At 42.1% G+C, this 21,208-nt stretch carries 20 protein-coding genes; 4 read left to right on the forward strand and 16 right to left on the reverse strand.

The window, feature by feature from the left end; all coding sequences use genetic code 11:
- Window positions 1-8: 8 nt before the first annotated feature.
- Window positions 9-956 carry an ion transporter gene (locus AN395_RS15865; RefSeq protein WP_004586829.1) on the reverse strand — a complete coding sequence of 316 codons (948 nt, stop codon included), beginning with the start codon at window positions 954-956 and terminating at the stop codon, window positions 9-11.
- Window positions 953-3,625, reverse strand: coding sequence for a bifunctional acetate--CoA ligase family protein/GNAT family N-acetyltransferase (locus AN395_RS15870; RefSeq protein ID WP_054983568.1), 2,673 nt, complete (start codon window positions 3,623-3,625; stop codon window positions 953-955). Before AN395_RS15870 ends, AN395_RS15865 begins: the two co-directional genes overlap by 4 nt.
- A 114-nt stretch (window positions 3,626-3,739) precedes the next feature.
- Here AN395_RS15870 and AN395_RS15875 point away from each other — a divergent pair, with 114 nt between their 5' ends.
- A complete protein-coding gene (locus AN395_RS15875) occupies window positions 3,740-4,456 on the forward strand; it encodes an SIMPL domain-containing protein (RefSeq protein WP_004586831.1) in 717 nt (238 codons plus the stop codon).
- Here the strand turns inward: AN395_RS15875 and AN395_RS15880 are convergent.
- From AN395_RS15880 to AN395_RS15915, 8 genes are all read right to left on the reverse strand, one after another.
- The gene (locus AN395_RS15880) at window positions 4,453-5,121 is read right to left on the reverse strand and encodes a hypothetical protein (RefSeq protein ID WP_004586832.1); all 669 of its coding nucleotides are present in this window, start codon (window positions 5,119-5,121) and stop codon (window positions 4,453-4,455) included. The two genes, AN395_RS15875 and AN395_RS15880, sit on opposite strands and share 4 nt — an antisense overlap.
- 83 nt (window positions 5,122-5,204) lie before the next feature.
- Window positions 5,205-7,037 (reverse strand): DUF885 family protein, encoded by a 1,833-nt coding sequence (locus AN395_RS15885; RefSeq protein ID WP_054983569.1) that lies wholly within the window; start codon window positions 7,035-7,037, stop codon window positions 5,205-5,207.
- A gap of 86 nt (window positions 7,038-7,123) precedes the next feature.
- Complete coding sequence (gene hemW, locus AN395_RS15890; protein ID WP_054983570.1) at window positions 7,124-8,260, reverse strand: radical SAM family heme chaperone HemW; 1,137 nt, start codon at window positions 8,258-8,260, stop codon at window positions 7,124-7,126.
- A complete protein-coding gene (locus AN395_RS15895; RefSeq protein ID WP_054983571.1) occupies window positions 8,257-8,856 on the reverse strand; it encodes an XTP/dITP diphosphatase in 600 nt (199 codons plus the stop codon). Before AN395_RS15895 ends, hemW begins: the two co-directional genes overlap by 4 nt.
- 4 nt (window positions 8,857-8,860) lie before the next feature.
- Complete coding sequence (locus AN395_RS15900; RefSeq protein ID WP_004586836.1) at window positions 8,861-9,304, reverse strand: DUF4426 domain-containing protein; 444 nt, start codon at window positions 9,302-9,304, stop codon at window positions 8,861-8,863.
- 57 nt (window positions 9,305-9,361) lie between these two features.
- A complete protein-coding gene (locus AN395_RS15905) occupies window positions 9,362-9,895 on the reverse strand; it encodes a YggT family protein (protein ID WP_004586837.1) in 534 nt (177 codons plus the stop codon).
- Window positions 9,896-9,921: 26 nt separating this feature from the next.
- The gene (proC, locus tag AN395_RS15910) at window positions 9,922-10,743 is read right to left on the reverse strand and encodes a pyrroline-5-carboxylate reductase (RefSeq protein ID WP_054983572.1); all 822 of its coding nucleotides are present in this window, start codon (window positions 10,741-10,743) and stop codon (window positions 9,922-9,924) included.
- Between the two features lie 17 nt (window positions 10,744-10,760).
- Window positions 10,761-11,474, reverse strand: coding sequence for a YggS family pyridoxal phosphate-dependent enzyme (locus tag AN395_RS15915; protein WP_054983573.1), 714 nt, complete (start codon window positions 11,472-11,474; stop codon window positions 10,761-10,763).
- A gap of 2 nt (window positions 11,475-11,476) precedes the next feature.
- Between AN395_RS15915 and AN395_RS15920 the strand changes: the two genes are divergently transcribed.
- Window positions 11,477-12,517 (forward strand): type IV pilus twitching motility protein PilT, encoded by a 1,041-nt coding sequence (locus tag AN395_RS15920; RefSeq protein WP_004586840.1) that lies wholly within the window; start codon window positions 11,477-11,479, stop codon window positions 12,515-12,517.
- 9 nt (window positions 12,518-12,526) lie between these two features.
- Entirely contained in the window at window positions 12,527-13,660 is a 1,134-nt protein-coding gene (locus AN395_RS15925; protein ID WP_054983574.1) for a PilT/PilU family type 4a pilus ATPase, read from the forward strand.
- A 133-nt stretch (window positions 13,661-13,793) separates the two neighbouring features.
- Here AN395_RS15925 and ruvX read toward each other — a convergent pair whose 3' ends face one another.
- The 6 genes from ruvX to AN395_RS15955 all read right to left on the reverse strand — a co-directional run bounded on the left by ruvX (window position 13,794) and on the right by AN395_RS15955 (window position 18,219).
- The gene (gene ruvX / locus AN395_RS15930) at window positions 13,794-14,243 is read right to left on the reverse strand and encodes a Holliday junction resolvase RuvX (RefSeq protein ID WP_054983575.1); all 450 of its coding nucleotides are present in this window, start codon (window positions 14,241-14,243) and stop codon (window positions 13,794-13,796) included.
- A gap of 9 nt (window positions 14,244-14,252) precedes the next feature.
- A complete protein-coding gene (locus tag AN395_RS15935; protein WP_004586843.1) occupies window positions 14,253-14,810 on the reverse strand; it encodes a YqgE/AlgH family protein in 558 nt (185 codons plus the stop codon).
- 124 nt (window positions 14,811-14,934) lie between these two features.
- Window positions 14,935-15,885, reverse strand: coding sequence for a glutathione synthase (gene gshB, locus AN395_RS15940; RefSeq protein WP_029772385.1), 951 nt, complete (start codon window positions 15,883-15,885; stop codon window positions 14,935-14,937).
- A gap of 75 nt (window positions 15,886-15,960) precedes the next feature.
- Entirely contained in the window at window positions 15,961-16,695 is a 735-nt protein-coding gene (gene rsmE / locus AN395_RS15945) for a 16S rRNA (uracil(1498)-N(3))-methyltransferase (RefSeq protein ID WP_054983576.1), read from the reverse strand.
- 72 nt (window positions 16,696-16,767) lie between these two features.
- Complete coding sequence (locus AN395_RS15950; RefSeq protein WP_024031544.1) at window positions 16,768-17,244, reverse strand: hypothetical protein; 477 nt, start codon at window positions 17,242-17,244, stop codon at window positions 16,768-16,770.
- 81 nt (window positions 17,245-17,325) lie between these two features.
- Window positions 17,326-18,219 (reverse strand): hypothetical protein, encoded by an 894-nt coding sequence (locus AN395_RS15955; RefSeq protein ID WP_024031545.1) that lies wholly within the window; start codon window positions 18,217-18,219, stop codon window positions 17,326-17,328.
- Window positions 18,220-18,297: 78 nt separating this feature from the next.
- Here AN395_RS15955 and glnE point away from each other — a divergent pair, with 78 nt between their 5' ends.
- Window positions 18,298-21,138, forward strand: a complete 2,841-nt coding sequence (gene glnE, locus AN395_RS15960) for a bifunctional [glutamate--ammonia ligase]-adenylyl-L-tyrosine phosphorylase/[glutamate--ammonia-ligase] adenylyltransferase (RefSeq protein WP_054983577.1) — start codon at window positions 18,298-18,300, stop codon at window positions 21,136-21,138.
- Window positions 21,139-21,208 lie beyond the last annotated feature (70 nt).

Here is a 21,208-nt window from a genome sequence, read left to right on the forward strand (position 1 = left end):
AAATAAGCTTATTGGCGTTTACCACAGTGGCGGCAAAATAAATGGCTGTTGCGTTGATTAAGCTGCGTTTTAATTGCTTTATTGGCCTCAAGCTTACTTAAACCTAACTTGTAGCGCAGCTCCTCTAAGTGCAAACGCTGTGAGTCATCTAAACTGCCTTGGTGAATTTGCTCATGTACGGCATCTTCAAAAAATTGCCGGCGTTTACGTATTTGCTCCGAAAAACTAGAGGCAAGCAAGCCTGTAGGAATTGCCACCATTCCCATGCTCACCAAAGTGACTACGCCACCAAATAGTTTACCAAGTGGCGTTAGCGGTACAACATCACCATACCCAACCGTAGTGAGGGTCGCCATAGCCCACCACATAGCCGCAGGAATAGAGCCAAATTTATCTGGCTGAATATCGTGCTCCAATAAATAAATACCGCAGGAGGCAAGTATTAGCAGTACCGACATAATAAAAAACGCGGCCAGTAACGAGCTCGCTTCGTCTTTAAATGCTTGTAATAACAACTGCATTGCACGTGAATAACGAGTAAGTTTAAATACTCTTAACAGCCTTAATACACGTAAAAAACGCAAATCCAGAGGAAACACAAACATTAACAAGCTGGGTAAAATGGCTATTAAATCGATAAGAGCCAAAGGTGATAAAAAATAATGCAGCCGGCGTTTTGCGTTTGAACCTTTTATAGCTGCGTATTTGCTTTTATCGACACAGGCCCAAAGCCTTGCAAGGTATTCAAGGCTAAAAATAGCCACCGAAATAACCTCTAATAGTAAAAACTGCGGGTAATATACTTTGTTTATACTCGGTACTGATTCCAACACAATAGCAATAACGTTAAGCATAATTAAAGCAATCAGCGCGGTGTCGAGTATATGCCCCGCTTTTCGGTAATCGCCAGTCCCTTCAAATACCTGCGCTAAAGTTTGCCTTGCTGTGCTGCTCATGTGTTTAGCTTTAACAGCATATTAATACTGCCTTCTTCAAAATCACGGCTAATTGTAAAACCTAACTTACGGGCAAGCTCAATCATGCCGGTGTTCTCAGGCAGTGTTATGCCTTCAATTACTTCTACGCCTTGGCGCTTACAATGATTTATTGCAGCGCTCATAAGCAGTCTGCCAAGCCCTAAGCCTTGGTAGTCAGAGCGAACCACGGTTGCAAACTCAGCATGTAAATTATCAGGGTCCATAATAACGCGTGCTACACCTAGGGTGCGGCTTTTACCTTCAAAGCGCTGGCAAACAATAAAGGCCATTTCTCGGTCGTAATCTATTTGCGTCATTTTTGCGAGCTGATCGTGGTTAAACTGGGGCAGCTCACCAAAAAAGCGTTTGTAACGATCTTCTTTGTTGAGTGATTGATCAAACTCTTGGTGGGCTTTTTCATCCTCTGGACGAATAGGCCTTAATGTAGCTCGTGTATTATTTTTAAGGGTTACTTCTTCTACAAGATCAATAGGGTAAGGGCGGATACACAAACGTTTACGATCGCTGCGTGCCTGATAGCGATTAACACTAATAGTGGCATCAAGCACCAAAAATTTCCCATTGCTGGCTAAAATAGGATTAAGTTCCATGGCACTTATATCGGGCTGATCGACAACAAGTTGAGATATACGTGTGAGCAGGGCGCACAAGCGATATTTGTCGACCTTTTCTGGCAAAATACGATCTTTTAATACGCCTTTATCGTTTGCGGCTGCAATGAGGTATTTAGCTAAGTTCATATTAAGCGGCGGCAAAGCAACGGCTGCTTGGGCATACTCTAACCCATTACCCGCTTCACCAAGTAATATAACAGGGCCAAAATTAGGCTCAGTTTTAATGGCGATTCGCAGTTCATTAGCGCCGGCGCGCGGCGCCATTTTTTGCAATGAAAACCCTTCAATAACAGCATCTGGATAGGTGTTTTTAATTCGTATCTGCATGGCAAAGGCGGTTTGTTCAACCTCGTTTGCATCGTTTAAGTTAAGAACCACGCCCCCTACTTCTGATTTTGAGGCAATACTTGGGCTAATCAACTTTAACGCTACCGGAAAACCTAGTTCAATTGCTTGCTCACGCGCCTCTGTGGGCGTGTAGGCTACTTCTGTTTGAATACACTCAACACCATAATGACTAAGAATTTGGCTTGCTTGATGAGTGGGTAAGTAGCTTTGCTCTTCTTCTAAAAACTCGTTAATGAGCGTAGTGGCCGCTGATTTATTTATTTTTGCATCATCGGTATTTGATTCGGGTGTTTGCGTTAAATGTTTTTGGTTACGACGATAGCTAACTAAATGCATAAATGCGCCAACCGCACCCTCAGGCGTACGATAGGTTGGAATAGTGTGGTTAGAGCAAACACGCCTCGCGGCATAAGCCGCATCTTCACCCATAAAGTTGGTCATTACATAAGGGCGTGCCATCTTTGGTATTTTTTGTAAGGTTTGCACTATCATATCGGCGTAGTCTTCACTTGGTGCCAGTGCCGAAGGGGTATGAATAATAAGTAAGTTTTTAACTTCTTCGGCGTGAAGTAAAATTTCTAATGCTTGCTTGTAACGCGCCGGAGCAGAGTCGCCAAAAATATCGACAGGGTTAGATGTAGTATCCGACTGCGGAATAACTTTATTGAGTGCGGAGCGTGTTTGCTCGCTAAGCTGGGTAAGTTTGCCCGAATTTAAAATAAGCTCATCGACCGCCATAACCCCCGGGCCGCCGCCGTTGGTTAAAATGGTTAACTGCTCAACTTTTAGTAATTTAGGGTGGATGGCAAGTGTTTGCGTGGCTGCAAAAAGTTCGCGCAGATCACTAACACGTAGCATACCGGCGCGTTGAAAAAGCGCATCGTACACTGCATCTGAACTTTGCTTGCCACCGGTATGAATTTCAGCAGCCAGTGCGCCTGCTCCGGTTTTTCCCGTTTTAATGGCAATAACCGGCTTACTAAAAGCCGCTGCCCGTGCTGCCGATATAAACCCGCGAATATCCTCAATATTATCTATGTAGAGCAAAATCGCTTTGGTTTTAGCATCGCGGCCTAAAAAATCGAGCAGCTCATCAAAATCGATATCTAGGCAATCACCGACCGAAACAAAATACGAAAAGCCAATTTCTTTATTTTTAGCCCAATCTAAAATAGTGGAACACACCGCTGCGGATTGCGATATAAATGCCAGTTTCCCTGGTGCTGCAACTGTGTGGGAAAAGCTTGCATTAAGGCCAATATGCGGAATGAGCAGCCCTAAACAATTAGGCCCAAGCAAAGTAACGTGATGGGCATTTGCAGCGCGCTTTAAGGCTGTTTTTTGGTTCAATGAGAGCCCATCAGCAATCACAATTGCACTTTTACAGCCAAGCTCACCTAGCTGCTCGATAATGCTCAGTAAGGTATTTTTATTTGTACAAATAACGGCTAAGTCGGGCACTTTGGGCAGCGCGGCAATATCAGGGTAGGCAAGCACGCCGTGTACCGCACTATGGGTAGGGGTTACGGGCATGATTGGCCCTTTAAACCCACCTTGTAATAAATTGCGCATAACCACAAACCCCGCGCGTGTGGGAGTATTCGAGGCGCCAATAACGGCTACCGAGGCCGGATTAAAAAATTGGCTGATGCGCTTTAAGCTCATGGCATATCCTTGGCTGATTATATTTTGCGTTATTTATAGTCTCAATGTACCCTGTTTGCTGTGTTATTTCGAGCGCATAGATACTTATTATTGATATCAATCAAGGAGTTTTTTGTGAATAAAACACCCGGTTTTTACACCGTTATAGCCGCAATTTGCCTAAGTATAGGCTTAATTTTATTAGGCTTTATTATTAAAAGTGCCGCAGTAGATGTAAAAAGCATGGAACGTAGTGTGCAGGTGAAAGGATTAGCTGAGCGTGAAGTTAGCGCTGATACGGTAATTTGGCCGCTGCAATACAGTGATGCAGACAACGACTTAGAAAAACTGGTTAGTCGGGTTGAGCAAAAAAACGATGCTGTTATTGCATTTTTAAAGCTACATGGCTTTGATGATGACGAAATAAGCACGGGTAGCCAGTCGATTATTGATAAGCAAGCCCGTGAATACGCTAACGATAATCAAAAGTTTCGTTACTTGGTACGCGCTAATATTATTGTGTATTCGAACGCGCCCGACAAAGTACAAAATGCGCTGAGTAAAGTGAGTCAATTAGCTAAACAGGGCATTGCCATTGTGCAAAATAGTTACGAAACCAAAGTTGAGTATTTATTTACCGGCCTTAACGATATAAAGCCTGCAATGGTGCAAGAGGCTACAGAAAAAGCCCGTGAAGTTGCCAACAAATTTGCTAAAGATTCGAACTCAACGCTGGGTAAAATAAAATCCGCTCGCCAAGGGCAATTTAGCATTAGCAATCGCGATTCAAATACGCCACATATCAAAAAGGTGAGGGTGGTCACCAGTGTTGAATATTACTTAAGTGACTAAATTGCTCTAACTAAGTGGGCAATTTGCGCGGTTGAGCGCTGTAGGTAAGCAGCGCTAAGTAAAATGCTGGTTTCGTTTATATCAGCGCCTTTTAATATATTTGCCAGTTGCTGTTTAGCGGTTGGATTTTGTTTTTGCTCTATTTCCATAAGCGCTAATAATGCTGAAAATTCATGCTTTATTGGTGTGCTAGGTTTATCAGCATAGGCGATATAACAGGCAACAGGGGTAAGGCCGCGAGCATTTGTTTGTGCAAGGGCTTTTACTAAGTTATCGTTAGATTCAAATAGCATTAATGAGCGCACATAGTTAAACGCCAGCTTTTGAGCATTGGCGTGTTTAAATACATTGTGCAGCACATTATTTCCTTGGCTGTCTTGTGCTAAAAAGCCGTTATTTTCTTTTAATGCAGGTGTAAAAAACGTTAAAGCATCAGTCGTTGTTAATTGGTTGATAAAAGGTGCTGGTGGGGTGTTGGTTGTTAAAATACGTGTTGCCACATTTTGCATAAAGTCGTATTTAATACTCATCCGCAAAGCACTTTCGTAAAGGTGGTTTAGCTGTAATGTTTGCTGAGCCGGGCTTAACTGTTTAAAGTCGTTATCGAGCTCGTCTAGCTGATGCTTAGCAATGCGCGCATTAAGTAATTGTATGCTTAAATCCATTCTTAACTCTACCTCTGAGCGTTTTTATTACTATAAAACAAAAAAGGCCGCATCAGCGACCTTTTTCTATTTATAACCAAGTATTAAGCTTTTTTACTTGCTACCCACTCGTTTACAAAGTTCTCTAATACGTTAAGTGGTACAGGGCCATTTTTAAGTATAACGTCGTGGAACTGACGAATATCAAACTTATCGCCTAGTTGCTTTTTAGCCTCTTCACGCAGCTCTAAAATTTTAAGCATACCCACTTTATAAGCAGTCGCTTGCGATGGCATTACAATGTGACGCTCAACCATTTTAACACCGTCAGATGTGGCGTTAGGCGTATTATTTACGTAGTAATCAATACCTTCTTGGCGAGTCCATTTCATTGCGTGAATACCGGTATCAACCACTAGGCGACACGCACGCCATAATTCCATAGAAAGGCGACCAAAGTCTGAGTATGGGTCTGAGTAAAGGCCCATTTCTTTAGGAATGTACTCTGAGTATAAGCCCCAACCTTCAATGTAAGCGGTGTAGCCACCAAACTTACGAAACTTAGGCACACCTTCAAGCTCTTGTGAAATAGCAATTTGCATGTGGTGACCCGGAATACCCTCATGGTACGCTAATGCTTCCATTTGGTACGTTGGCATTGCTTCCATGTCGTAAAGGTTTGCGTAGTAAATACCAGGGCGTGAGCCATCTGGCGCAGGTTGTTGGTAAAATGCTTTACCTGCTGCTTTTTCGCGGAACGCTTCAACGGCTTTAACTTTAAGATCAGCCTTTGGCTTAACAATAAATAACTCATCTAGACGAGTTTTCATGGTGTTGATTAGGCCAGTAGCTTCATCTAAATAACGCTGTTTACCTTGCTCGTCATTGGCATAATAAAATTGTTTATCCGTTTTCATAAACTGCATAAACGCTTTTAAATCACCTTTAAAACCTACTTTGTCTTTAATTTCACGCATTTCATCATGAATACGTTTTACTTCAGCAAGGCCAATGGCATGAATTTCTTTAGCGGTTAAGTCAGTTGTTGTGGTGCGCTTAAGTGCGTTATTGTAAAACGCTTCGCCGTCAGGCAGTTTCCATGCGCCATCGCGGTTATCTGCACGTTTTTCTAACTGTGCTAAGTAATTAATTAACTTAGAGTAAGAAGGCTTAACGGCTGATTTTAATGCATCAGTTGCATCGCTAATTAAGGCATCTTTTTCATTTTGGCTAATTTCAAGAGCGCTTACTTTACGTTTAAAGTCGGCTAATAGTGTTGAGTCTTCACCTTTTTCAAACGGCGCACCATGAATGATGTTTTTGCTCGAATCTATAACATGTGGGAACACAAATTTAGGCGCAATAATGCCTTTATCAGCACGGGTTTCTAAATCAGTAATTAGCTGATCAAATACAGTCGGTACACCGTTTAAACGCGCAATATAATCTTTAGCTTCTTTAACATTACTAATTGAATGTTGGTTTATTAAAAACGCAGGCACCATAGAGTGCGTACCAAACATTTGGTTAACCGGGTAGTTATGGTAACGCCATTTAAAATCAGCAATCGAGCTTTCTAGGTCTTGTTTTTTTAAGTCGTAACTTACTTTAGTGGCATCATCAAGCAGGTCGCGGTTGATAGCATTTAAAGTAACTAAGTCTTCTTTTGCTTGCGCAAGGTCTTTTAGTTTTTGCTCTTCGCTGCCGTCATCCCATTTATCGTAATCTTTTTTAATACCCATGTAAGTTTGATAAACCGGGCTGTTCATTACATCGCGGTTAAAGGTATCTTCAAAAAACGCATTCGCTTTGTCGATTTCGCTTTGCACAGGTTGCGCTTGCACTGCAGGCGCTGGCGTTGTTTGTTGTGGTGCCTGCTGGCAACCGGCTAAAATAGCAACGCTCACGGCTGCTGCAATAAAGGTAAGTTTACGCATTGTTTTCCCTTTGTTGTTAGAAACCCATTAGGGTGTATTATATTTATTTGCTTGTATTTTATGTTTATCGCGCGTGGTTAAAACCACTACACGAACAATTCTAGCAGGTCATTTAAAAAACGATGCCCTTTGAGGCTAACTTGCCAATGGCCGCTTTCTTGTATTAACAAACCTGCATTTATTGCTTTAGTTAACGCTGCTTGTTGGCTTTGCAATGGCTGATTAGTCAGCGCACTGTAATCATCAATAGGGCAAGGCTCGATTAAGCGAAAGCGATTCATAAAAAATTCAAAGGCTAAATCTTCTTGCTCTACTTGCCAGCTTTTATACAAGTACGGCTTAAGCATATCCATGTAACCGCGCGGATGCTTAATTTTTTCAGTACGGGTAATAATACCGATTTTTGCATCAGTCACCTTACCATGAGCGCCACAGCCAATACCGAGATAATCGCCAAAACGCCAATAATTCAAGTTATGTTGGCATTGAAAGCCTGGCTTTGCATAGCCCGATATTTCATATTGTATGTAACCGGCTTGAGCTAGTAGTGCTTGGCCTTGCTCTTGAATATCCCATAGGGTTTCATCTTGTGGCAAAGTTGGCGGCTTGGATGCAAATTGTGTATTAGGTTCAATAGTGAGCTGATACCAGGAAATATGTGGCGGGTTTAAAGCAATTATTTTTTTTAAATCGCTCAGCGCATCGTCAAGGCTTTGCCCCGGTAAGCCATGCATTAAATCAAGGTTAAAGCTATTTAACCCGGCTTGCTTAGCTTGCTCTGCAGCGTAGTGCGCTTCATCGGCACCATGAATACGGCCAAGTGCCTTTAACTTGTCGTTTTGCATGCTTTGCACGCCAATAGAAATACGGTTAATACCTGCTTTAACGTACCCTTTAAAGCGCCCGGTTTCTACGGTACCAGGATTTGCCTCAAGGGTTATTTCGCAGTTGTCACTTAGGCCAATTAGGTTATCGACTTCGCTTAATAAGCGGGTATATGCATCGCCAGTTAATAAGCTTGGTGTACCGCCGCCAATAAAAATACTGTGAATTTTACGCCCTTGCACCAAGTGCAAATCGGCTTTTAAGTCGTCAATTAAATGCTGAACATATTCAGCTTCAGGAATGTCGCCTTTTTGCCCATGGCTATTAAAATCGCAATAGGGGCATTTTTGCACGCACCAAGGTACGTGCACATATAAGCTCAGTGGTGGAAGGTTCACAGGCCGCCTTTGCTTTTAAGCTCTAGTAATAACTTTTTAAGTGCTTGGCCGCGATGACTCACCGCATTTTTTTGCTCTTTGGTGAGCTCGGCACTCGTACAGTTTTGCTCTGCTACAAAAAATACCGGATCGTAACCAAAGCCCCCTTCGCCATTTTGGGTTTGTGTAATTTTGCCTTCCCAGCTTGCGCTACAAATTAGCGGGGTAGGGTCATCGGCGTGGCGCATTAATACCAGCACACACCAAAAGCGGGCTTTACGATTTGGGTTATCGGCTAATTCGTTAAGTAGTTTATCTATGTTGTCTTGATCGCTGGCGCTTTCACCGGCAAAACGAGCTGAGTACACGCCCGGTGCACCATTTAAGCCATCTACCTCTAAGCCTGAGTCATCTGCAATGGCTGGCATACCGGTAATTTTAGCAGCATGGCGGGCTTTAATTATCGCGTTCTCTACAAAGGTGGTGCCGGTTTCGGCCACTTCGCCGACGTTAAAATCGCTTTGCGGAAGCACATTTATATTAAGCGGGCTAAGCATATTGGCCAGCTCGTTAACTTTGCCAGGGTTGCCTGTGGCAAGCACTAATGTTTTGGTCATGTTTTTAATCTACGTAAAATTTTTGCTGAAACGTGAGTTTTTGAGACTGACTACCTTGCTGGATGTTTATCTCAAAACGTAAAATCTCTTCGTTGGTGTAGTCTACTTGCGCAAGGTAATAAATTGATTCACCTTCTTTTACTTCTTTAAAAGTAAGGGCTTGCTTATTGCCGAGTAGGTTTTTTGCGGTGCCGCTGAGCTGAGCGGTTTGCGCGGTTTTATCGCTATTGTTTTTCAGTACTGAAATATTAACAATGCCTTTATAACCACTACGCTCAAGGCCATATGTTTTAGCTATTTGCGGCTGAATAAAGGTAGATGGAAAAGCAATGTAATGCACTTGCCAAGGGCCCAGCTCTTTGTACTGTGCGCCTTGCATGTCTTCACTGTGGGCATTAAAAGCAAAGGCTAAAAAACTAATAAAGCAAAACTTAATTAAACGGTTCATTATGATGTCCTATATAAAAAAGAGGCCAAAGGGCCTCTTTTGCTTATAACAAAAAATTTAGGCTAAAAAGTCCATTAGCAGCATTTGTAAAAACTGAATACCAATAATTAGTACAAGCACCGATAAATCTAAGCCACCCATTGGTGGAATAATTTTACGAAGTGGCTTGAGCATTGGCTCAGTAAGCTGATGGAAAACCGCTTCTATTGGGTTATAACCTTGACTTACCCAGCTTAAAATAGCGCGAATAATCAATACCCAAAATACAAGGTTTAAGCCTTCTTTAAGTACGGTAATAAGTGCTTGTATAAACACAGGTTGCGCAGCCCATGCGCCGTATATCACCAACATTAAAGTACTAATTTTGGCAACGGCTACAATAAATGCCAGCAATAGAGAGGCTAAATCCAGCCCACCTAGTCCAGGTATAATTTTACGTAACGGGTTAACTGCAAACGAGGTTGCTTTAACCACAAATTGGCTCATTGGGTTGTAAAAGTCGGCTTTTGCCCACTGTAGCCAAAAACGCAGAAGTACCACCATTAAAAACAAATCAAACAGGGTACTGATCAAAAATTGCATGGCATTCATAGTGTAACCTTCAATAAAAAGTAATTTTAAAGTTCTTTTTCCATTTGCATTGCACGCGCAATACACGCATCCATTGCATCGCTAACTGTTTGCACTAGGCCTTCGTCTTTTAAATGCTCAACCGCAGCATGGGTGGTGCCGCCTTTAGAGGTTACATTAGCGCGTAATTGCGAAATGCTTATCTCTGGTTGGCTCAATGCCATTTCGGCTGCACCTAGCGCAGTTTGCTGTACTAAGCGGCGCGCATCTTCATCGTTAAAGCCAAGTGCTTTCGCTTTTTCTTCAATGGCTTCCATAAATAAGAAAAAGTAAGCGGGCGATGAACCTGTCACAGCAATGACATCGTTAATTTGCGACTCTTGCTCTACCCACACAACAATACCTGTGCACTCAAACACTTGTTGTACAAAGTCGTGCTCTTCGGCTGTTTCATCTGCGCCAAATAAACCCGATACACCACGCCCTAGTAGCGATGGCGTGTTTGGCATACAACGTACCATTTTAACGTTTTGGCCAAGCATTTCGCGTAAACGCTTAACGGTTAAGCCAGCCGCTACCGAAATAAACAGTTTATCACTAAAGTCGATACCCGATTCTTGAAACGATTTACATAAATCGCCCATCATTTGTGGTTTAACAGACAATACAATGACATCAGCATCGCGTAAGGCTTCGTTATTGTCGCTGGTGGTTTTCACCTTGAAATCGTCTGCTACCTTGGCAAGCTTTTCTTGGTTGCGGTTTGTAGCAATGATGTTGTTTGCATTAAAACCGTTTTTTACCATGCCACCAATAATGGCGTAGCTCATGTTACCTGTGCCTATAAATGCGATTGTTTTATCTGACATATGTCTGTTATCACCTTTTAAGTTCGAGTTCCAAAAATATCTGTGCCGATCCTCACCATGGTTGAACCTGCGCTAATGGAGGCTTCAACATCATTGCTCATCCCCATCGACAACGTATCTATATGAGGATATTGGGCCTTTAGTTTATCAAAGCAAGTTTGTAATTGCTCAAAAGATTGACTTTGCTCACTCGGATCGTCGCTTTTAGCCGGAATAGCCATTAAACCACGCAAAGTGAGTTGCTCACATTGGTCAATAAACTCAGCTAGTTCGGAGATTTGCTCTACGCTGCAGCCCGATTTAGCCTCCTCGGCGCTTATATTTACTTGAATAAGCACATTTAAAGGCGCTAGGTTTTCTGGACGTTGACTGTTTAAACGCTTAGCTATTTTTATTCTATCTACGCTTTGTACCCAATCAAAATGTGCAGCAACAAGGGCGCTTTTATTTGATTGAATAGGGCCAATGAAATGCCAAATGATGTCGCTAAATGTGTGTAGTTGAGCTATTTTATCTACAGCCTCTTGAACATAAGACTCACCAAATTGGCGCTGGCCATGCTCGTAGGCAGCAATAATATCGTCGCTTGGTTTTGTTTTTGATACTGCTAGCAGCGTAATAGCATCGCTACTACGTTTAGCATTTTTAGCCGCGCTGGCAATTCTAGCGTAGGCGGATGTGAGTCGTTCTGCTATTGTAACCATATATTTATCAGTTAGTTGTGGAGTCATAAATGGATATTACCGAATTATTAGCGTTTAGTGTGCAACACAAAGCATCTGATTTACACTTATCGTCAGGTGTTTCACCTATGATACGCGTAGATGGTGATGTTCGCCGCATTAATATACCTGCACTTGCAGACAAAGATGTAAACAGCCTTGTTTACGACATTATGAACGATAATCAGCGCAAGGACTACGAACAAAATCTAGAAGTGGATTTTTCGTTTGAAGTGCCTAACCTTGCTCGATTTCGTGTTAACGCATTTAACTCAAACCGCGGCCCTGCAGCGGTGTTTCGTACCATCCCTAGCGATGTACTGACGCTTGAGGATTTAGGTGCGCCAGATATTTTTAAAACAATATCAGATAACCCGCGTGGTTTAGTATTGGTTACCGGCCCAACTGGTTCGGGTAAATCAACAACGCTTGCGGCTATGGTCGATTATATAAATCAAACAAAACATCACCATATCCTCACCATTGAAGATCCTATCGAATTTGTACACGATAATAAACTCAGTCTTATTAACCAACGTGAAGTACACCGAGATACGCATAGCTTCTCTAATGCACTGCGCAGCGCGCTGCGTGAAGACCCGGATGTAATACTTGTTGGTGAGCTACGTGACTTAGAAACTATTCGCCTTGCGATGACCGCCGCAGAAACCGGCCACTTAGTGTTTGGTACGCTACATACCACCTCAGCACCAAAAACGATTGACCGTATTATTGATGTATTCCCAGGTGAAGAAAAAGATATGGTGCGCTCAATGCTTTCTGAGTCACTGCGCGCCGTTATTTCGCAAACACTACTTAAAAAAATTGGCGGTGGACGCGTGGCCGCGCACGAAATTATGATTGGTGTACCGGCGATTCGTAACTTAATTCGTGAAGATAAAATTGCACAAATGTATTCGTCTATTCAAACGGGTGCATCACACGGCATGCAAACCATGGATCAATGTTTAAATAATTTAGTTAATCACGGTATTGTGACAACCGCAGCCGCAAAAGAAAAAGCCCAAGATAAAACCCAGTTTGGTGGCTAAGGACATATTATGAATTTATCTTTAAATCACTTTTTACACATAATGATTGATAAAAAAGGCTCGGATTTATTTGTCTCTAGTCAATTACCAGTCAGTGCAAAAATTAATGGTGAGCTTATCGCTCTTAGCGACGATAAGTTAAGTGACGAGCAATCGCTTGCGCTTGTAGAATCAGCGATGAGCGATAAACAAAAAAACGAATTTCATACTACTAAAGAGTGTAACTTTGCGATAGCCACAGACGAAGGGCGTTTTCGTATATCGGCTTTTTGGCAGCGCGATAGAGCGGGTATGGTTATTCGCCGCATTGTAACGCAAATACCTGATATAAGTGATTTAGGGCTGCCCTCTACACTTACTGATGTGATTATGTCAAAGCGCGGGCTAGTGCTGTTTGTTGGTGGTACTGGCACGGGTAAATCAACTTCATTGGCTGCCTTAATCGGTTACAGAAACCGCAACCAGCGCGGCCATATACTCACCATTGAAGATCCGATTGAGTTTGTGCACGAGCACCGCAAAAGTATTATTACTCAGCGCGAAGTAGGGCTTGATACCGACAGCTTTGAGTCGGCACTTAAAAGCTCTTTACGCCAAGCTCCCGATGTTATTTTAATTGGTGAAATACGCTCGCAAGAAACCATGGAATACGCACTGAGCTTTGCCGAAACGGGTCACTTATGTGTGGCTACATTGCATGCTAATAATGCCAACCAAGCCATTGACCGTATTATGCACTTAGTGCCTAAAGAAAAACACGACAAGCTTAAGTACGACTTAGCGCTAAATTTACGCGCCATTGTTGCCCAGCAACTTATTCCCACTTCTGATGGGGAAGGGCGTGTAGCCGCGATTGAAATATTATTAAACTCACCCATGGTGGCAGAGCTAATTAAAAATGGGGATATTGGTGGCATAAAAGAGGCCATGTCTAAGTCTAAAGAAATGGGTATGCAAACCTTTGACCAAGCCTTATTTGAGCTATACAAACAGCAGCGTATTAATTACGCCGATGCACTACATCATGCTGATTCGCCAAACGATTTACGCTTAATGATTAAGCTGCGCAATAATGAGCAACAAGGTGCAGGATTTTTACAAGGTGTAACCATTGATGGACTAGATGATAAAAACAGCAATTAACACTGTATTTTATCCATAAAAAAAGCGCCACTGGGCGCTTTTTTTATGGATAAAATTACTTATAACTTTTTATACCACTGCGGTGTTTTTCGACCTTTAAAATAGACTATGTAATTAAAGGAGTCGGCATTATTTATTCACCATAACAGGCTTCAAAAAAACTCTCTAAAATAATCACTGCCGACATATTATCGACATTTCCTTTCCCTAAATTTTTATAGCCACCGTGTTCAAATAAACGCGCTTTAGCATCGGCGGTTGTGAGTCGCTCATCTTGTGTTTGCACCGGTATGCCGTAATGATTGTGCAAGCGGTTAGCAAACTTTTTAGCCTTAAAGGTTACCTCTTGCGAAGTACCATCCATATTAAGGGGTAACCCGACGACCATTAAGTCGGGTTGCCACTCTTTAACTTGAACCGCAATATGATCCCAATTAGGAATACCATCTTGGGCTTTTACCGCTTTTAAGCTAGACGCACTGCCTGTGAGCTCTTGTCCTATGGCAATACCAATGCTTTTGGTGCCAAAGTCAAAGCCCATTACGGTGCGCTGGCCTTGCGGCTTAAGGTTTTTTTTCGTCATTATCGTTCTTTAAGCGTGTCCAGCTTCGCTGCAAAGTTGGCTAACATCAAAGCCTAGCATTGAAACTGCTTTTTCCCAGCGTTTTTCTACCGGCGTATCAAAAATGATCTTCGGATCGGCTTTAATGATCAACCAACTGTTATCTAAAAGCTCTTTCTCAAGTTGACCTTGCTCCCAGCCCGAATAACCAAGCGTAATAATAAATTGCTCAGGTGCGTGGGCGGTGGTCAGGTTGGCAAGTACGTCTTTTGATGTGGTGATCATTATATCACTGCTAAGCTTTTGGCTTGCAGAGTAGCCTGGCTGAGGTGAATGAAGTACAAAACCTCGGTCGGTTTTAACCGGACCACCTGCAAACACAGAGACTTGCGCGGCTTGTTGGGTTTTGTCGTTGTCTATTTCTATTTTATCTAAAAGCTCACCAACGGTCACATCAATAGGCTGGTTGATCACCAATCCCATAGCCCCATCTTCATTGTGCTCACAAATATAGGTAACGGCACGTTTAAAAAAAGGGTCTTGCATCGACGGCATAGCGATTAAAAAATGATTTTCTAATGATTGCATAGATTTCACCCTTTTAGTTTATGAATACTTATTGAACTTTGAGTATGGCATAGATATATACGTAGCGTATAAAAAGTCCATTAATTGTATGAAATACTTAAATTAATGGACTTTTAAATGGTGTTTATTTAGCGAGCTTACGCTCAATTGCGTCAAACAAAATACCGGTAATAGATATATCGTAAGCGGCTTCAATTTCACGTACGCAGGTTGGTGCTGTTACGTTAATTTCGGTGAGCTTGTCGCCAATAATATCTAACCCTACAAACACTAACCCTTTTTCTTTAAGCGTAGGGGCAACTGCTTGAGCTATTTTAAGGTCTGACTCGCTAAGGGGGCGGGCTTCACCACGGCCACCTGCAGCTAAGTTACCGCGGGTTTCACCATTTTGTGGAATACGCGCTAAACAATACGGAATAACTTCACCATCAACAACCAATACGCGTTTATCACCTTGTTTGATCTCTGGAATGTAATTTTGCACCATGGCAAAGCGACTACCATGCTCAGTTAAGGTTTCGCAAATAACGCCAATGTTTGCATCATCTTCTTTAATACGAAAAATAGATGCGCCGCCCATGCCATCGAGTGGTTTTAAAATAATGTCTTTATGCTCAGCTAAAAACGCGCGTATTTGAGCTTGGCTGCGTGTTACTAGCGTATCTGGCGTATGCTCGCTAAACCACGCTGTAAATAGCTTTTCGTTAGCATCGCGCAGGCTTTGTGGTTTATTAATAATTAACGTACCTTCTTGCTCTGCACGCTCTAAGATATAAGTTGCGTAGATGTACTCCGTATCGAACGGTGGGTCTTTTCGCATTAAAATAACGTCTAGGTCGGCAAGCGCGATTGTGGTTTTTTCTTCAAGTTCGTACCACTTTTCGGTGTTGTTAAATACCTGCGCTTTTGCTGCGGTTGCATACGATTTACCTTGGCGAAGCGATAAGTCATCCATCTCCATGTAGTAAATTTCGTAGCCACGTTTTTGCGCTTGCATCATCATTGCAAAACCGGTGTCTTTTTTGATGTTAAATCCACTAATAGGATCAGAAATAATACCTAACTTTATCGCCATGCGCTGTGCCTTAATCTAATTATAATGACTACTAGAGTGCTAATAGTTTTAATATGAGGGTGCCATTGAGCTATTTCAATTAGCTAAATCGCCAAATTGTAATTGTAATGCACTTAAGACCGTTAAAGCGGCCGTTTCTGTTCGTAAAACGCGCGGCCCTAAGCGAATATCAACAAAGTGCTGATCTTTAGTTTGCAGCATTTCTTCATCGGTAAAGCCGCCTTCAGGGCCTACTAAAAAGCGTACACCGGCGCTTGGAACGGTTATTGTTTTAATGCTGTGCTCGGCACGAGGGTGCAAAGTGAGCTTAATGGCGTCTGTTTGTTGTTCAAGCCATTGCTTTAAATCAACCGGTGTGTGAACAACTGGCACAAAGTTACGCCCCGATTGTTCGGCGGCTGAAATTGCAATTTTTTGCCATTGTTGGTGTTTTTTTTCTAACCGGTCGCCACTGAGTTTAACGCCACAGCGCTGACTAAAAATAGGGGTGATTTCGCTAATACCAAGCTCAACAGATTTTTGGATGGTAAAGTCCATTTTGTCGCCACGTGATACGCATTGCCCTAAATGAATTTTAAGCGGCGACTCGACATCATGCTCATCAAAACGTTGTGGCATAACAACAACTGTTTTTTTAGTTACCTCAATAATTTCACTGAAGTATTCACCGCCTTCGCCATTAAAAATAGACACATGTTCGCCTACTTTCATGCGCAATACGCGGCCAATATGGCCCGCTGCATCGTCGTTTAAAGAAACCGGGGTGTTTAAGGCAATACTCGATGCCTGATAAATATGAGGTACTCGCATGGGGGTCACTTATTTTATAGCGTAAAGGTGTATAGCGCTATGGTAAGTAAGCAGGGCGTTGTACGCAATTATTTATTTTTGTTTAAGTGCCTTGGCAAGTGCGATTAAATCTTTAGGTGTTTCGGCAATATCGGTATCGCACGATAAGTGATTTTTAAAGCCTTCGTCAGTAATACGATTAAATGTATAGCCGTTGTCGTCAAAGCTAACTACGTAGCGTTTTTCATGCAGGGAGTTATATATAAAACGTTGTTTGTCGTCGGCAAGTAGATAGTCGGTGTTATTAAATAATACGCCCTGAATATCGTGGTGCTCGTGTAGGTAAGTGGCCAGTTCAGATACGCTAATTTCGTTTTCTAGGTCGCAATAGCAATAGTCTTTAATGAGTTCGTCAAACATCATTTTTACCAGCTTACGGGTGTTACTGCCTGCAACTATTAAGGTGCTGGGTGTATTGGGTGCCGCGTGCTTGAAATAATACTCGGCAAATGTACGACTAAATTCGTTATCTATATCAATTAACAAATAGTTAGTTACTTCAAATGACATAGGGCCCCGTTGCTTTATGCAAATGTGTTATGCCAGTTAACTAAATACGGGGCGCTTGGCGACTTATTTAATAGCGTGGCGTTAAAGTGAAAACATGCTAATAAGTAAATAGCCTATAGCACAAAAAACAGCAAACTCAATGCATGCTATGCCTATATTGTCCTGATGGTCGACCTCTAAAGCGGCATCAATATTGGGTAATGAAATTGCTTTTATTACAAAACTTAAACAATATAATAACACCCACATTACACCGCAATGCATTACCAGTGTAAATATATTTTCGACCATTTTTCCATTTTGAAAGGCCGCACTAGATAATCCAGCATACACGGCTAGAGCTAAACCTATTGATTTTCCAGCATATCTAATGCCGATAGAGGTGTTTTCTAGGTTAAAGTTACTTTGCAGTGAGGCACCTTGGTTTGCTTTAGCGAAGCGGTATTCACGTATTTTACTATCTAGCGCAAACATCCCTTGGAGCGTAAAAAAGCTAACAAAAGCAATAAGTAAGTTACTAAACCCTTGTGCATGAGTCCAGGTATACAAGCCAAGTGCAATAATACAGTTGGCTAATAACATACCAGAATCAACCAATGCAGCGCATACATTTTGCTTTAATATGGCAGCTTCTTCATTAAATCTATGTAATATCCATTTTCTATGAATTAAATGTCCGGCTTTTATAAATGTAAATAATAGAACAATTAAAATAACCACTTTTAATGGATTATGTTGTGCCGTACTCATACTTATTTCATCAAATAAAAACGCCATAGTGGCAATAACCACGGTAATTTCTGAGGCGAAACTAATCCCCATTGCAAAATTATCATGCTGCGCTAGTTCGTCTTTAAGTGCCTGTTTTGCTTTTATTTGAGCGACAATTCTAAGACTAAAAATAGTAATGCATATAACCGCAAAACTAATGGCAATCGCAACTAAACTAGTGTTAGATAATGATAAATATGACATGCTGATCCTAAGTAGAGATAACCTTTCTTGGTTTTAGTTATTCTAGTATGGTTAGCGCATATATAAAAGAGAGGATTGATGAGTAACAAAATGCAACTTCCTATTCAATTACAAAAACTTGGCTCAACACGCTTTGCACAGCTGTATCCGCAGCAACCTATACAAGAAGAAGTTGTAAAATTATGTGCTTTGAGCGACTTTGCTTTTCGCAGTTTAGAGTCGCAACCTCAACTAAAAGACTGGTTAATAAACCCCGATGAGCAATTTAGCCGAGACGTGCCCGCGCCATTCGACGGCCTTGACTTGCAGCAGGTAGATGAAAACCAGTGCAATAAGATTTTAAGACAGTACCGAGAAAAATACTGGTTAAAAGTAGCGTACCTCGATTTGTGTTGCGATAACCCAATCAGTGACAGTATAAAATACATAAGCCTATTAGCTGATATGCTAATTAATAGCGCAAATAGATGGGCCCATGCGCAAACGGCAAAAACAGCAGGGGAGCCATTAGATGAGCAAGGTAACTCTTTGCCTTTAATGGTTTTAGGCATGGGTAAATTGGGCGGCCACGAGCTTAATTATTCATCAGATATAGATTTGATTTTTGCTTATCCGCGCAATGTACCGACCCAAGGTGGGCGTAAACGTATTGAAGCCCAAGTGTTTTACACCAAAGTAGCACAAAAACTGATTAATGCACTTAATCAAGTAACCGGTGATGGCCAAGTATTTAGGGTTGATATGCGCTTGCGCCCATTTGGTGAAAGTGGGCCTTTAGTGATGAGCTTTCACGCCATAGAAGATTATTACCAAGAGCAAGGGCGCGATTGGGAACGTTACGCCATGCTAAAAGGGCGGCTAATTGGCACACCCAATCAATATTGGGATGAATTTATACAGCTTTTAAAGCCCTTTGTTTATCGTCGATATATTGATTTTTCGGTGATTGAATCGCTCAGAAAAATGAAGCTTATGATAGCCCAAGAGGTTCGCCGAAAACGCCTGACCAACAATATAAAACTAGGTGCTGGTGGCATTCGCGAGGTTGAATTTATTGTACAAGCTTTGCAAATGGTCCGTGGTGGGCGAGAAGCTAACTTACAAACACAATCGTTACTGTACGCCTTAGAGCAGTTAACGTTAAACCAAGCGATGGATGAGCAAGAAGCGAATGAGCTAAAGCGCAACTACTTACACTTACGTAAAGTAGAGCAATACTTGCAAATGTTTGACGATCAACAAACACAAACCCTGCCCGATGATGAGCTTAATCAAGAGCGCTTAAATTACTTACTCGAGTCTGAAAGCTTTGACCATACCATGAGCAAGATTGAGCAGGTCATGGCTAAAATTCACGATGAATTTTTATTGGTGATAGGGGAGGAAACCGTTCCCCTTGATACCTGCGAAGGTGCGTTTATAAGTGCTTGGGATCATGGTGATGTTAGCTTTTTAAACGATATAAAAGAGCAATGGCAAGTGCCACTTCATGATTTTAAACAACGTTTGAGTAAGGTAAATATAGGTAATCGCGGGCGAGATATTCTCGACAAGCTAATGCCTTTATTGCTCAAACAGCTCAGTGACTTTAATGCCAGTGGTGAGACATTTACCTTGGTATGCCAAATTTTAAATAAAATTGTATCGCGTACTGCTTACCTTGAATTACTGTACGAAAACCAAGGTGCGCTAAAGCAGCTTGTTTTATTATGTTGCCATAGTAAATGGATAGGGGAGCATATTTCCCGTTATCCTATTTTGCTTGATGAGCTAATAGACCCTGCTGCGCTTTACAAACCTACGCCTTTGAGCGCTTATAAAGATGAAATACGACAATATTTTTTGCGTATAGAACACGACGACCTAGAGCTACAAATGGAAGCGCTTAGGCAGTTTAAGCAAACACATCAATTACGTATTGCGGCTGCCGATGCAACCGGTGTGATTGATGTTATGAAAGTAAGCGATCACTTAACGGCTCTTGCCGAGGCTGTGGTAGACCAAGCCGTTAATATAGCGTGGTATAACACGGTTAAGCGCTTTGGCATGCCACCAAACACAGATGATGAACACAAAGGCTTTGCCGTTATTGCCTACGGTAAAACGGGCGGCTTTGAAGTAGGCTACGACTCCGACCTAGACCTTGTGTTTGTGCATAATCACGACGGTAATAGCAGTACCAATGGCGATAAATCGATTACCTCACGACAGTTTTATTTAAAACTTGCACAGCGCTTAATGCATTTATTTAATACCCGTACCGCCTCGGGCATATTGTATGAGCTTGATACACGCCTGCGCCCTGAAGGCGCCTCTGGTTTATTAGCTATTAACTTAGAGAGCTTTAATCATTATCAGCAAACCCAAGCATGGACTTGGGAGCACCAAGCGCTTGTGCGCGCCCGCGTTATATTAGGCCAAGATGAGCTAAGAGCGCGCTTTGCACAAATTCGTAAAGAGATATTATGTGCCCCACGCGATGTAGATACACTCAAACAGGATGTGCTTAAAATGCGCGAAAAAATGCGCACGCACTTAGCTAAGGGAAACTCTGAGCAATTTGATTTAAAACAAGATGTAGGCGCCATGACCGACATTGAATTTATAACTCAATACCTAGTGCTCAAAAACGCAAATCAGTTTAGCCAGCTAACGGTGTTTTCCGATAATGTAAGAATACTCACAGACGCTGCCGCGATTGGGTGTATCACTAAAGCCCAAAAGCAGCAGTTAATCCAGGCGTATATTGATTATCGCTCACGTTACCACGTTTTAAGCCTAAATCAGCAAGGTCGCTTGGTGTCGCGTAAGGAGTATCAAACCGATATAGAAAGTGTAACGGCATGCTGGAATGCAATATTTGAACTAGGGCGTGTTGATCTTTGCGGATTGAAATTTGTTCAATCTAGGGACGATTAAATCGCGGCGCGAGGTTTGTAACCTAGTGGGCTCGATAACTGCTCCTGCGTTATTCTAATGACTTACATCC

The organism is Pseudoalteromonas sp. P1-30, from assembly GCF_001400005.1.
GTDB lineage: Bacteria > Pseudomonadota > Gammaproteobacteria > Enterobacterales > Alteromonadaceae > Pseudoalteromonas > Pseudoalteromonas atlantica.